The organism is Bradyrhizobium sp. UFLA06-24 (assembly GCF_054967145.1).
In genome coordinates, this window is record NZ_JADFUE010000035.1 from 1 (window position 1) to 14635 (window position 14635).

Consider the following 14635-nt stretch of genomic DNA (forward strand, 5'->3'; position numbering starts at 1 on the left):
ACCCAAAGCTCGTCAAGGCATTCCAGCCCGACACCATCGACGGCCTCCGGACCGATGTCGCCGGCCGCCTCTACATCGCGCGCATCCTCAAGGGCACGATATCGCTGATGAAGCCCAACGGTGCGGTCGAGCGCGAGATCGCATTGAAGGCCAAGGAGCCGACCAATCTCGCCTTCGGCGGCAGCGACGGCAAGACCGTCTTCGTCACCCAGCGTCAGGGCGGTTTCATCGAGTCCTTCCGCACCGACAGGCAGGGCCGCGAGAACTGTCTCCAGCGTGGGCGCTGCTGAACTTCTCGGGCGATCTGCTTCCGACGCAGAGCGGCGCGGCAGGTGCGGCATTCTTCTTGCTTGCATCTGGCCGCCGCAGCGATCAAGACATCTGTGGCCCTGTCAAAGAGCGCGATCACGGAGTGTTTGAGTGAAAGCCGTCCATACCGAACTGCACCGCAGCCACGATCCGCAATTCTTCCTGGTTCGCGGGCTCGTCAAGCGCACCACCGAGCAGCCCGAGCGCGCTGATCGTCTGCTCAAGGGCTTGAAGGATGGCAAGCATCAACTGGTCGAGCCGACCACATTCGGCCAGGGCCCGCGCGCGCGCATTCACAGCCCGGAATATCTGTCGTTCCTGAGCGAGGCCTGGGACGCCTGGACGGCGCTCGGCGATTCCGGCCCGGAGATGATCGGCAACATCCATCCCGTGCGCCATGCCGCAACCTATCCCACCCACATCGTCGGCAAGCTCGGCTGGCATACCGCCGACACCGCAGCCCCAATTGGTCCGGGCACCTGGGCGGCGGCCTGTGCCGCGACGGATGTTGCGGTCACCGCAGCGCAGATGGTGTTGGACGGCGAGGATGCGACTTACGCGCTCTGCCGCCCGCCCGGCCATCACGCCTATCGCGACATGGCCGGCGGCTTCTGCTTCCTCAACAACAGCGCGATCGCGGCGGCGCATCTGCGGCAGAAGCACGAGCGCGTGGTCATCCTCGATGTCGACGTCCATCACGGTAACGGCACACAAGGCATCTTCTACGCACGCCCGGATGTCTACACGATCTCGATCCACGCCGATCCGACCGCCTACTATCCGTTCGTGTGGGGCTACGCGCATGAGCGCGGTGAAGGTCCGGGCCTCGGCACCAATCTCAACATTCCCTTGGCGATCGGCACCGGCGATGACGGCTATATTCAAGCCCTGGATGTCGCGCGCAAGGCGATCGAATCCTTCGCGCCCGGCGCGCTCGTGATCGCGCTCGGCCTGGATGCCTCCGAGCACGATCCATTGAAGGGCCTCGCCGTCACCACGCCGGGCTTTCGCCGCATCGGCCGGGCCATCGCGAAGATGGGCCTGCCGACCGTGTTCGTGCAGGAGGGCGGATATCTCTCGGATATTCTCGGTGCCAACCTGACCTCGGTGCTGGCGGGGTTTGAAGAGGCGCGGTGAGGCAGGCTCTTCACCGCGTAGGAGGTCGTCATGCCCGGGCTTGTCCCGGGCATCCACGTCCTTCGTGCTGTGTGGCAAGGCGTGGACGGCCGGGACAAGCCCGGCCATGACGCGAGGGATATCTAAAATATGCCACTTGCTTTCAGCGCCTTGCAGACGTGCCGCATCTCGCTCTCGTCGGCGACCATGTCGAGCATGATGGTGGTCAGGCCTTTCGCGGCAAATTCCTTCAGCCTAGCGCCGATTTCGGCATAGCTGCCGACAAGATAAGGACAGTCGGCCTGGAAAGTGAGATAGGGCAGCAGCCAATAGCCATTGTCGGTGAGTTCGCCGCTTTGCCCTTCATACAGCCGCCGCTTCCAGACGGAATCCGAGTTCTCCACCGTGAGTGCGAGCAGCTCGCGGTCGTCGGGGTCGTCGCGGAAGCGGGCCTTGGCGGCCCGTCGCGCCTCCTCGCTACTTTCGCGCGCGAAGATACCAAAATTCATGCCTGATGCGCCGAGGCCGCGATCGAGATCGGGCGGCAGCATCTGCATCTTGATGCAGCCGGTCTCCTCTGCGACGCGCTGCGCCGCATCCGATTGCCCCGCGACGAGAAATTCAGGCATCAGTTCGGGCGGCAGCCGTGGCCGCAGTTGCAGATTGCTGGCGCGGTAGAACCGGCCGCTGACATTCACCGGGCGGGGGTTCGCGAGCAGCTGGCGCACCAGGGTGACGAACTCGCCGAGCCTGATATAGCGGTCGGCATGCGACTGCTGGTCGCCGAGTCCCTGCAGGTCGCTGATCGCGGTGCCCGTGATCATGTTGAGATAGACCTTGCGGCCGTAGAGCTGCGCCAGGGACGACACGAACTTCGCCGCCGTGAACGGGTGCATGTAGACCGGATTGACCGCGATCAGCGGCGAAGATCGCGTCGTCGCGGCCATGATGTGCTGGGCCATCGCCCAAGGCTCGACAAACACGTCGTTGCCTTCGAACAGCAGAATGCCCTCGAAGCCGTTGTGGTCGGCGAACTCCGCCACCCGCATCAGCTCGCCGACATATTTCCTCGGATCGCGCTTGCGCGAGATTGCGGGAAAGATGCGCAGCCGCGCCGGCATCATTCCGCCGCTTCCTGGAGCGGCCAGGCGTTGCGGATGATACGAAGGCCGCCGGCCGCACGGGAGCCGTCGGCGATCGCCAAGCGGTGCGAGGGCGAGGGCGAGCACAGCGAGAAGCGCCAGCCTGCGGGATCGTCGGCGATGTCGGGCTTGAAGCTGATCCCGATTGCCTCCCGCGAGACCCGCATCGCGAAGGCATCTAGCGGCAGATTGAGGCCGAAACCTCTGGCCTTCAGATAGGCCTCCTTCAAGGTCCAATAGTCGAAGAAACGCTCGATTGCGGCCGGCTCCGGCAGGCCGCGCAGCGTTTCGACCTCCTCCGGCGCAAAGAAGCGGAGCGCGGTCGATAGCGGCGCGACACGCCGCGACACGGTCTCGACGTCGACGCCGACGGCCTCGTGCTTTGAAACGACGCAGGCGACACAGCCGTCGGCATGCGACAGGCTGAAATGGAGGGCCGTCGCCTGCCTGGGCGTTGCGACAAAGGGCCGTCCGTAGCGGCCGGTCGAAAACGACCATTCGGTGGGGGCGACATCGGGTGCCGCGTGCGAGAGCGCCATACGCAACATCGCGTGCGCGAAGATATATTGCCGCTGATGCCGCTCGAACTTGAAGCGGTCGGCGCGGGTCCGTTCGTCGACGGAGAGCAACCTCCGGCACGCATCGACCGCGCCCGGCGTATCGATGCTCTCGATCAGTCCGACAAACAGTTCAATTCCGTCGTTTGGCATCAAATGGGCCCATAGCGCCAGGTGGAGGCCAAATCCGGCCCTGACTGAAGAATCAACCGAACAGGAAGCGACTGAGCGGATCGCTTCTAGCGGTCCACCCGGGCAAATTCTTGTCGATCGCTGGCCGGATTACAGCCGCAAGCTTGTGCGAGACCCCAACTCGACAGGCGAGCGGCCCAATTCAAGAATTAGATCGGAAGATTCGTGCGGCGTCCCGGCCGCCGAGTCCTACTTTTTCTTCTTGGCCTTTTTCGAGCCACCCAGCACCGAAAGGCTGGCATCGACTTCCTTCAGGGCCGACTGGAGCTTCTTCTTCTCGTCGGTCAGCAGTTTTTGCAGGGCCTTGCGGTCCTTGTCGCTCAGCGAGGTGCCTTTGGTAAATTTGATGAAACCCATAACACTCCCCCGGTTTGAAATATCGTCCAAATCAAAACACGGGAATAATCTTGCGCGCTGGCGCCAAAGAATCAAGATGCAACTTCACCATGCGCAGCTTTGGCGAGTGGATATCCGTTCGGCGCCGACGAACGGCTGGTCATGCCGCGCGGCGGTCGAGTAGCCGATGGAGCACTGTATGGGGCTGGGAGAGGGCCCCCGCCAGCAGTGCGACGAGATCCTCCATCCACGTGCCGACCATGCCGCCGTCGAGCAGCTCGCGCTTGTAATTGCATGAACCGGTGATCCCGCTCGGGCGCTCCTTCAGCATCAGTGACAGCCAGGTCTGGTCGACGGGCAAAACCGGTTGGCCCTCGCGCGCGACGTTTCCAATCGACCGCACCGCGACATCGGGCAGGTCGAGCGGTTGGCGCAACGGATTTTGCAGGGTGAAGTAGACTTGGAGCAGCGACGCGGGGTCGATGCCCTCCTGCTCCAGATGGTCGGCCAGAATATTGAACGGCAGCTCCTGTCGCGCATGGCCCTCGAGCACGCTTTCCCGCACTCGCGCCAGTGCTTGCGTGAACGACAGATCCGGCGTGATTCGGCTACGGACGATCACCGTGTTCTCGAACGGACCCACGATTCGCTCGGTGTCCGGCTGGGCGCGGTTGGCCATGGCCGTGGCGACCGAAATGTCGGTGCGCCCGGTCCGCGCCATCAGCAGGGCCTTCAGGCCGGTGAGCAGGCACATGAACAGCGTGGCATTGTGCTGTCGTGCATAGGCCGTGAGCCGGGCGACGAGATCGCGCTCCAGGCTGAGCGGATGATGGCCTGTTGATGCTCCCGGCCGCGCTTCGCCGTCGAACAAGGGGGCTGTACCGCGCAAATTCTCGGTCCAGTCGGCCGCCTGCCGGCGGGCCGCCTCGGTGCCGCACCACCAGCGTTGCCAGCGTGCGATATCGGAGAATGCGAGCGGCACTTTTGGCAAAGGCGCCGATGGACGGCCCGCCAGCGCGGCATAACGACTCGACAATTCCTCGAACAGAACACCGATCGACCAGCCATCGGCGATGGCATGATGCAGCGTCAGCAGCAGGATGTGGTCCAGATCATGCAGCCGCAGCAGTCGCGTCCGCAGCAGCGGCGCCCGGGCGGCGTCGACCGGGGTATAGGTCTCCTGCGCGATCAGGAGTTCGATCTTCCTCGCTTCGAGCGCTTTGCGCCGCTTGTTGTTGTGGGGGCGCCCGTCACCGACCGTCTCGACGGTCAGCACCGGGCCGAGCGCAGCGGGCGCGGCGATGTGGCCGACTGGCTCCTCCCCATTCCAGCCGAACGCCGTCCGCAAGGAGTCGTGGCGGCGCACGATGTCGTCGATGGCCTGCGCCAGTAGTCGCGGATCGACGGGCCCGTCGAGGTGGAAGGCGAAGGGCAGGTTGAACAGCGGCAGATCGGGCAGGTGCCGCTCAATCCGCATCATCTGGTCCTGCGCGATCGACAGCGTGGAAGGTCCGCTCTCCACCAGGCGTGGGATCGCGGCCACTGGACCTTGCGATTTCGTGGCAGCAGCCTCGTCGACGCGTCGGGCGAGCTGCTCGATCGTCGGCGCTTCGAAGATGGTCTTGATCGGCAGGGAGACCCCGAGCGCGCGGGCCAGGCGCGCCATCGCCTGGCCCGCCAGCAGCGAATGGCCGCCAAGGTCGAAGAAATTGTCGGTGACGCCGAGACTCTCGACCCCCAACAGGTCGATCCAGATGTCCGACAGGACTTTTTCGGTGAAGCGTCGCGCCGGCACGGAAGCGTCGGTGCTTGCGGCCTCCTGCTGCACCGGGGTCGACAGGGCTGAGCGATCGAGCTTGCCGTGGGCATTCAACGGCACCTGATCCAGAAACAGGAACGCGGAGGGGATCGCATGAACAGGCAGGCGGCTCTTGAGGAAGTCGCGCAGCTCGCTGGCGCTGATCTGGGTGCCGGCCCTGGCGACGACATGGGCGATCAGCCTGACATCGCCATTGGCATCGCGGCGCGGCTCGACGATGCCGGCGCGCACGCTCGCGTGGTCGGCAAGCGCAGCCTCGATCTCCTTGAGCTCGAGGCGGTAGCCGCGGACCTTGACCTGCAGGTCGGCGCGGCCGAGGCATTCGATGGTGCCGTCGGCACGGCGGCGGGCAAGGTCGCCGGTGCGGTACAGCCGGCTGCCTTTCGCCCGCGCGAACGGATCGGGGATGAAGCGTTCCCGGCTTTGTGCGGGATCGTTGATGTAGCCGCGCCCGACGCCGGCACCGCCGATGCAGAGCTCGCCGACGACGCCGATCGGCTGTGGCTCCAGATTTGGATCGAGCACGTAGAGCTGGGTGTTGGGTAATGGCGCTCCGACCGGAACATTGGTCGTCGCCGTGTCCGGCGCCTTGGTCAGTCGATGCAGCGAGACGTCGTCGGAACATTCCGAAGCCCCGTAGGCGTTGATCAGCGGCACCTTCGGGCAGCGTGCGAACCAGGCGCGGCTGAGCTCGACCGGCAGCGGCTCGCCCGTCGAGATCAGCAGCCGCAGCTTGGCGAAGGCGCGCAGCATCGGCGCTTCGTCGAGGCGTTCCAGGATGACGCGAAGCAGCGAAGGGACGATCTCGAGCACCGTGATGCCCTCGCGTTCGATCTCCCGCGCCAGCATCATCGGGTCCTGCACGACCGAATTGCCGCAGACATGGACGCGCGCGCCGGTCATGGGACCGGCCAGGAACTGCCAGACCGAGATGACAAAGCTCTGCGGGGCCGTCTGGGCGATCACGTCCTTAGGGGTGAGGCGAAGCTCGGAAATCAGCGACGCCAGATGATTGGACAGCCCGCGCTGCTCGATCATGACGCCCTTCGGCGCACCGGAGGAGCCGGAGGTGTAGACGAGATAGGCAAGGCTCGTGCTTGTACGCTGCGCCGCACGGGCGGGCTTCGTCGGTTCGAGCGCGATCGCGTCCTCGAGCTCCGCCACGCGGATGCGCTCAACCAGCGGTTCGAGCAGGGCATCAACCATAGCCGACCTTGCGCGCCCCACGAGCAGCACGGTTGCGCAGCTTGATCCCAGGATGGTTGCGAGCCGCGCCGGCGGCTGCTCGGGATCGAGATTCAGGAACGCCGCGCCTGCGCGCTGCACCGCGATCATCGCCGCGAGCAGATCCGGCCCCCGGTCCGCCAGCAGTGCGACCACGCTTTCCGCGCCGACGCCTTCGCGGCTAAGCCAGCGTGCGATCGCCTGGCTGCGGCGCGCCAGCTCGCGATAGCTCAGGGCGAGATGCCCATCGGATATAGCGATGGCATCCGGCGTCTTCTTCGCCTGCCGTTCGAACCGTTCGCAGAGATTGCCGCGTGTGGCAAAATTGGCCGGCCTGCCTTTCGCCTGTAACCGCCGGCGTTCCACCTCCGTCAGCAGCGGCAGACGCGAGATGCGCTGCTCGGGATTGGCGATGACGGCCTTGAGCAGAGTTTTGAACTGATCCGCCATGCCCCCGATTGTGGCTGCGTCGAACAGGTCGGTGGCGTATTCGAAGAAGCCGGTAAAGCGGCCCTCGGCCTCGACCAGCTCCAGCGTGATATCGAAGCGCGCGACCTCCGGGTCGACCTCCAGCCGGCGTGAAGACAGGCTCGGGAAGCGCGCGGCCTCGATCGAAGCATTCTGTAGGATGAACATGATCCGGAACAGCGGATTGCCATCCGTCCTGCGCGCGATTTGCAAAGCGCGCAAGACTTCCTCGATCGGAAGGTCCTGGTTGCGATAGGCATCGAGCGTGACCTGGCGCACCCGCCGCAGCATTTCGCTGAAGGTCGGATCGCCGCCGAAATCGTTGCGCAGGATCAGCGTGTTGGCAAACAACCCGATCAGGCGTTCGCTCTCGATCTGGTTACGGTTCGCGATCAGCGATCCGGTCGCGACATCCTCGTGCCCGGTATGGCGGAACAGCAGACACTGAAAAACGGTGAGCAGCGTCATGAAAGACGTCACGCCCTGATCCTGACTCAGCGTGCGAATGCCGGCCGAAAGGCTTCTGGGAAATTCGAAATAGTGGCGGGCGCCGTGACCGCTCCAGATCTCCGGCCGCGGCCGGTCGGTCCGCAGCGGCAGCGTGGTGACGCCATCGAGCTGCGCCCGCCAGTAATCGAGCTGCTCCTTTGCTGCGGGCGTTTGCGCCCAGCTCAGCTGCCAGCGAGCAAAGTCGCGATATTGGAAGCTGGGCCGGGGCAGCAGCTCCGCCGTGCCTTGCTTGCGTGCCGCAGAATATGCGGCGGCGAGGGCCTCCCAGAACAGCCGCTGCGACCAGCCGTCGGTGACGAGGTGATGGACGTTGACAACCAGCGCATGGCTGGATCTGTCGAACGAGAGCAGCGTCACTTTGAGCGGCGGCTCCCGGGCCAGATCAAATGCGTATTGCGCGCGCTTCAGCGCCTCGCGCCGAATGAGCGCAGCCCGCCGGTGCGCAGGGCAGGGTTTGAGCTTGACCCGCTCGAGCCGCGGGCGTGCCTGAAGCACGCGCTGCACAGGTGCGCCCTCGCATTCGACGAAGACCGAGCGGAGCGCCTCGTGGCGCGCGCAGATCGCAGCAAGGCCCGCCTCGAGCGCGGCGAGGTCCACCTCGCCCCTGAGGAGAGCGACCTCGACCACGTTGTAATTGTAGCGCGTCGGATCCAGCCGCGAGAGCACATACATCCGCTGCTGCTGGAACGAGAGCGGCGCGTCTTCGTCGGAAGCCATGTGGCGCCATGCTGGTAGCATCCCGTCGCGATGCGTCGTGGCCTCGATCCGGGCCGCAAGACCACCGACGGTGGCGCAATCGAAGATGTCCTCGAACGAGAAGTCCACGTTGAAGCGCTCGCGCAGGCGCGAACGCATTTGCGTGACCGCGAGCGAGTCGGCGCCGAGCGCAAACACGTCCTGATCGACGCCGACTTGCGGAAGCTCGAGCAGACTGGCCCAGATCTCCGCGAGCTGGGTCTCCAGCGCGTTGCGCGGCAGCTGCGTATCGTCGTCGTCATGGGCAACCGAAATCAGCTCGGCCAGCGCATTGCGCTTGACCTTGCCGCTCGCGCCCTTCGGCAGAGCGGCCACGCTGCGGATCAGGCTCGGCACCTTGTAGGCGGCAAGACGCTTGCGTGCGAATTGGCGCAACCGATCCGAGCTTACCTCGGAATCGGGACGCAGAACCACGAGGGCGGCAACGTTCTCGCCTAGCTTTGCGTGCGGAATTGGGAAGACTCCGGCTTCCAGCACTGCCGGGTGGGCCAGCAGCACCTCTTCGACCTCCAGCGGCGACACCTTCTGGCCACCGCGGTTGATGATGTCCTTGATGCGGCCGACGATGAAGAGATAGCCGTCGGCATCGAGGTAGCCGAGATCGCCGGTCCGGAACCAGCCGTCGCGGAACGCGGCCTGGGTGGCCGCTTCGTCATTATGATAGCCGCGGCTCATGTTCGGCCCGCGCAGCACGATCTCGCCACGCTCGCCGGGCGCGAGCGTCCGGCCGGTTTCGTCCATGATCGCGATCTCAGGACCCGCGGCGCGGCCAACCGATCCGACCTTGCGCAGCTCGAACGGATTGGCAGCAATCTGCGAAGCCGCTTCGGTCATCCCGTAAGTCTCGAGCACGGGGACGCCGAACGCCGCCTCCAGGCCGTTGAGGATGGCGGGCGCGAGCGAAGACGAAGCCGAGCGGATCACGCGCAGCGATGACGATCGGACACGTTCGGGGCTGGCTTCCGCGGCTGTCAGCAATGCGCGATGAATGGTCGGCACTGCCGTGTACCAGGTCGGTTGCAGATCCCGCATCCAACCGAAAAAGGACGGTGCGTCGAACCCCCCGGTCACGATCACGCTGGAGCCGGCCGCGAGCGCCGTCAGCAGGCCGGAGATCAGGCCGTGGGCGTGAAACAGCGGCAGGACGTTGAGCAGGCGATCGTGCGGGGTGAGCGACAGCACGCGTCCGGCGTTCTGGGCGGAGAGGCAGACGTTGCGATGTGTCAGCGGCACCATTTTCGGTCGCGCCGCCGTGCCCGATGTCAGCAGGATGAACGCATCGTGCTCGGCGCTCGCTGCGCCGCCCGTGCTGGCCGGACCGATTGTCGGGCCGAAGAATCCACACTCGCCGAGATCCGTCTCCGGCCCCGGCACGAAGTCGATCACGGGAATGTCGAGCGTCCTGGCGATGTCGCGACTCGGCGAATTCGTGTCGGCTCGCGTCACCAGCGCCGCCAGCTTCATCTCGCTGAAATAGCGTTGCAGCTCGTCCATCGTCAGATCGGGGTTGACGGGGACACAGGCGCAGGCCGTGGCAACCGCGATCAGAGCCAACGCGCTGTCGGCCCCGCGCGGCAGCGCAACAGCAATCCGATGGGAGGGTGCGATGCCGAGCCCGCGCAGCGTACCGACGAGATGCTCGAGCCTGGCGCCCAGCGCGCCATAGCTCAAAGGCGGCCGGCCGGGGGCCAGCAGGGCAGGTGCTGCCGGAATGGTTCGCGCATGGAAGGCGAGTAGCCCGCCGATGGTATCGGCTCCGGCGCCCATGCCGGCCGACCCACCTCGCGCCCGGGATGCAATTGCCGACAATGCCATTCCCTTTTGACCTGATTGGGCTATTCTTTCCCGGAGTTAGGGAACGCGTCCAGTCTGAGGTGACGTTTGGGCCCCAAAATCTGTGGTTGAGGGCGCTTAAGCCCTTCGACGGAGGGAATTCGGGCGGAATCACCATGCTGGAGAAAGAGCCTCAGACGGAAGCCGGGTTGAGGCGCTGGCTCGAAGGCGCCGGCCTCGGCCACTACACCGACCTGTTCGCGCAGCACCGCCTCGATCTCGACGTCATTGGGGACCTCACCGAGGCAGACCTCGCCGAGCTCGGCCTGCCGCTCGGCGATCGCAAGCGGTTACAGCGTGCTATGGCCGCGTTGTTCCAGGCCGAGACGGCGGAAGCGTCGGTCGCACCCGCGCACCCGCCGGCCCGTACCGAAGTCGGCGCCGAGCGGCGCCAGCTCACCACCATGTTCTGCGACATGGTGGATTCCACCGCGCTCTCGGCCCAGTTCGATCCGGAAGACGTGCGCGACATGATCGCGAGCTTTCGCGAGACCTGCGTGCGCGTGGTCAAGCATTACGAAGGCTTCGCCGCCCGCTTCGTCGGTGACGGCATCCTGGTCTATTTCGGTTATCCGACCGCACACGAGGACGACGCCGAGCGCTCGGTGCGCGCCGGGCTCGAGATCGTGCGGGTGCTCTCGACGGCGCGTGCGATCGAGCCGCGCGGGGCGCTCAGCCATGCCCCCGCCGTCCGTATCGGAATCGCGACCGGTCTCGTCGTGGTTGGCGACCTCGTTGGCCAGGGCACCGAAGAGCGCGACTCCGCGGTCGGCGAGACCGTCAATCTGGCGGCGCGTCTGCAGGCGCTGGCGCCGCCCAATGGCGTTGTGATCTCCGCCTCGACGCAATCGCTGCTGAAGGGGAAGTTCGATTACCGCAATCTCGGCACCCATGCCCTGAAAGGTATCTCGGAAAAAACCCAGGCCTGGCACGTCGTGCGGGCGACCCGGGTGGAGACCCGCTTTGCCGCCGCCATGGGCACGCGGCTGACGCCGCTCGTCAATCGCGAGGAGGAAATCGCGCTGCTGATGGGGCGCTGGCAGCAGGTCAAGGAGGGCGACGGCCAGGTCGTCGTCAAGTTCGGCGAGCCCGGCATCGGCAAGTCCCGCATCATCCAGGAGATTTTCGAGCGGATTGCGGGCGACCGGCACGGCCAGGTCTCGTTCCAGTGCTCGCCCTATTACACTTCCACCGCGTTCTATCCGTTCGTCGAGCAGCTCAAATTCTCGCTCGGCCTCGATCGCGAGGATGCGTCCGCGCTGTCGTTGGCGAGCCTGGAGACGGCGATCGCCGCCGCGCACGGCGATATCGAGCAGGTGGCGCCGCTGTTTGCCGCGCTGCTGTCGATCCCGACCGGGGAGCGCTATCCCCCCCTCGACCTCTCGCCGCAGCAGCAGAAGGACGCCACGGTCGCAGCTCTGGTTAACCATTTCCTCGGCCTCGCACGCGAGATGCCGCTGGTGATGGTCTTTGAGGACCTGCACTGGATCGATCCGACCTCCCGCGAGGTGGTCGACCTCCTGGTCGACAGGGTGCAGAACCGGCCGATCCTGGCCATCCTCACTGCGCGCTCCGAATTCCAGCCGAGCTGGAACGCGCATTCGCACATCACCACGCTGGTGCTGAACCGGCTCAGCCGGCCGTTGCGCACGACGCTGGTCGAACGTGTCGCAGGGCGCGAGCTTCCCAAGGAGGTCGTCGAGGAGATCATCGTCAAGACCGACGGCGTGCCGCTGTTCCTGGAGGAGCTGACGAAGACGGTCCTCGAATCCAACCTCCTGACCGAGCGGCACGGGCGCTATGTGCTGTCGGGCCCGTGGCGGCAGCTTGCCATCCCGGCAACGCTGACGGATTCACTGATGGCGCGTCTCGACCGGATGGGCCCGTTCAAGCGTATCGCGCAGATCGGCGCCACCATCGGCCGCGAATTCTCCTACGAGACGCTGCACGCGGTCGCCAACACGCCGGCGGAGCAGATCGAGGCGGCGCTGACGCACCTGGAGGAAGCCGGGCTGATCATGCGCCGCGGTCATCCGCCCGATGCGCTCTACTCCTTCAAGCACGTCATGATCCAGAACGCGGCGCATGCGAGCCTGCTGCACAGCGAACGGCGCAAGCTGCATGCGAGCATCGCCCAGGTGCTTGTCGAGATGTACCCGGAGAAGACCGAGCGCGAGCCGGAGCTGCTCGCCCATCACCTCACCGAATCTGGCCAGAGCGAGGGCGCGGCCAGCTTCTGGCTCAAGGCCGGCAAGCAGGCGGCGAGGAGCGGCGCCAATCTGGAGGCGATCGGACATCTGCGCCGGGGCTTGAGCGTCGTGCAGGCCAATGCGCGTATGCAGGGCGCCGACGAGATGGAACTCGAGTTGCGCATTGCGCTCGGCAATGCGTTGATCGCAGCCAAGGGCTATGCCGTGCAGGAGGTCGAGGAGAACTATATCCGTGCGCTCGAGCTCGGCCAGCAACTCGAGGACGACGAAAAGGCGTTTGCAGCCACCCGCGGCCTCTGGGTCTGTCACTTCATCCGCGCCGATCTCACCCGCGCACACGATCTCAGCGTTGAGCTGCTGAAATTCGCCAAGCGGGAGCGGTTGAACGAGCAGGCGGAGCCGGCGCAGCAGACCGGCTATCTGATCGAGGCGCACCGTTCGATCGCGATGACGATGCTGTATCGCGGGCGCTTCGCCGCCGCGCAGCATCATCTGCATCGCTGCATCGATCTCTACAGCCCCGACCTGCACTCCGATCTGATGGAGCGTCACGGCACCGATCCCGGCGTCGTCTCGTTGTCTTATCTCGGCTATCTCCTCTGGTTCCTCGGGCAGCCTGACGCGGCGCGCCAGCACAGCGAACAGGCAATCCAGCTTGCGGAGAAGATCCGCCATCCTTTCTCGCTCGCCTTCGCATTGGTGTTCGGCGCCTATCTCAGCCAGCATCTGCGCGACATCGAGGGCACGCGCGACCATGCCAATCGCGCCATGATCATCGCCACCGAGCACAATTTCCTGCACTGGAAGCAGCAGGCCACGATCCTGCGGGGCTGGGCGCTGGCGCAGCTTGGCGAAGCCGAAGAAGGCATCACCCAGATGCGTTCCGGCCTCGATGAATACGAGGCGATGGATTCATGGCTCGCCGGCTGCTGGTTCCGCTGCCTGCTCGCGGAGGCCTACGCCAAGGTCGGCATGCGCGATGCCGCCCTGCGTGCGCTGGACGGTGCTCTTGCGACCGCAAGACGGACCGGCGATCACTCCTACCTCGCCGAGGTCTATCGCCTGCAGGGCGAGATCACGCTATCGGATGGCGATCCGGTCTCGGTGCAGGAGGCCGAAGACCTGTTCGGCCTGTCGCTGGAGACAGCGCGCAAGCAGAGCGCTTTGTCGTGGGAGCTCAGGACCGCCGTCAGCCTGGCGCGGCTGTCGCTCGAGGCCGGCAAGCGCGAACAGGCGAGCCTGTTGCTCTTGCCGATCGTCGGCAAGTTCAACGAGGGGTTTTTGACGCCCGACCTGAAGCTGGCCATGCAGCTCGTGCACGAGCTCGGGGGCGAAGCGCCCGTTAGTCCGCAAATCCCGCGAAATGAGTGAGCTGTCCGCCGCGCGTGCCCGCTACGCAGCGCTGATTGCCAGGCGGGAGCGGATTGCTTCGCCACGCTTGCTCGAAGCTCTGGCGAAGGTGCCGCGCGAGGAGTTTCTTGCGAAGGGCCCTTGGCGGATCAAGAGCGCGGCGGCACGCAGCTATCGGCTGACGCCCGATGCCGATCCCGTTCATCTCTACGACAATGTGCTGGTCGCCATCGACGCGCGCCGCAAGCTCGACACCGGGCTGCCGAGCTTGTGGGCGCACTTTATTGATCTGCTCGATGTCGGAGAAAAGGATCGCGTGGTTCAGATCGGATGCGGGCTCGGCTATTTCTCGGCGGTCCTGTCGGAGACCGTGGGTCCGAAGGGCAGGGTGCACGCCATCGAATGCGATGAGCGGCTCGCCTTGCGCGCCGCAGCCTATCTTCGCGCTTATCACAATGTCGAGGTCATTCATGCTGACGGCTGCACGGACATCATCGATCGGGCCGACGTCATCATCGTGCATGCCGGCTTCTCGCATCCGCATCCGCTCTGGCTCGGTGCGCTCCGCCCGCGCGGCCGGCTGCTGGTGCCGCTGACGCAGCGGGACCGCGAGGGTGCCGCCCTCAAGATCACGCGCAAGGGCAGGGGGTTCGAGGCCGAGGCTGTGCAGCAGATCCGGATCTTTCCCGGTCATGGCCGTGGCGTGACGGCGCTCGACGATCGCGTCGCCGATTGGTGGCAGCGAGCAGCGTCGCTGGCGCCGCTGCGCTTTCGCGGCATCGCGCAGGGGCTGCCGTCGGATGGCTAATAATT

Annotated in this window: 8 protein-coding genes; 4 read left to right on the forward strand and 4 right to left on the reverse strand. The window is 65.5% G+C overall.

Annotation, left to right across the window (positions count from 1 at the left end; translation table 11 throughout):
• Both IF809_RS24735 and IF809_RS24740 read left to right on the forward strand, forming a co-directional pair.
• On the forward strand, positions 1 to 290 hold a 290-nt coding region (locus IF809_RS24735; RefSeq protein WP_462838804.1), incomplete at its 5' end, for an SMP-30/gluconolactonase/LRE family protein.
• Between the two features lie 130 nt (positions 291 to 420).
• Complete coding sequence (locus tag IF809_RS24740; protein ID WP_462838805.1) at positions 421 to 1446, forward strand: histone deacetylase family protein; 1026 nt, start codon at positions 421 to 423, stop codon at positions 1444 to 1446.
• 122 nt (positions 1447 to 1568) lie between these two features.
• Here IF809_RS24740 and IF809_RS24745 read toward each other — a convergent pair whose 3' ends face one another.
• The 4 genes from IF809_RS24745 to IF809_RS24760 form a co-directional block, all read right to left on the reverse strand.
• A complete protein-coding gene (locus IF809_RS24745) occupies positions 1569 to 2549 on the reverse strand; it encodes an LLM class flavin-dependent oxidoreductase (protein WP_462838806.1) in 981 nt (326 codons plus the stop codon).
• Positions 2546 to 3277, reverse strand: a complete 732-nt coding sequence (locus IF809_RS24750; protein WP_462838807.1) for a 4'-phosphopantetheinyl transferase family protein — start codon at positions 3275 to 3277, stop codon at positions 2546 to 2548. The genes IF809_RS24745 and IF809_RS24750 overlap by 4 nt, the downstream gene beginning before the upstream one ends.
• 228 nt (positions 3278 to 3505) lie before the next feature.
• Positions 3506 to 3673: a hypothetical protein gene (locus IF809_RS24755; RefSeq protein ID WP_164938853.1), complete on the reverse strand. Its 168-nt coding sequence runs from the start codon at positions 3671 to 3673 to the stop codon at positions 3506 to 3508.
• Positions 3674 to 3812: 139 nt separating this feature from the next.
• Entirely contained in the window at positions 3813 to 10196 is a 6384-nt protein-coding gene (locus IF809_RS24760; RefSeq protein ID WP_462838808.1) for an amino acid adenylation domain-containing protein, read from the reverse strand.
• Positions 10197 to 10378: 182 nt separating this feature from the next.
• Here IF809_RS24760 and IF809_RS24765 point away from each other — a divergent pair, with 182 nt between their 5' ends.
• The gene (locus tag IF809_RS24765; RefSeq protein ID WP_462838809.1) at positions 10379 to 13843 is read left to right on the forward strand and encodes an ATP-binding protein; all 3465 of its coding nucleotides are present in this window, start codon (positions 10379 to 10381) and stop codon (positions 13841 to 13843) included.
• Complete coding sequence (locus tag IF809_RS24770) at positions 13836 to 14630, forward strand: protein-L-isoaspartate O-methyltransferase family protein (protein ID WP_462838810.1); 795 nt, start codon at positions 13836 to 13838, stop codon at positions 14628 to 14630. The genes IF809_RS24765 and IF809_RS24770 overlap by 8 nt, the downstream gene beginning before the upstream one ends.
• Positions 14631 to 14635: the final 5 nt, after the last annotated feature.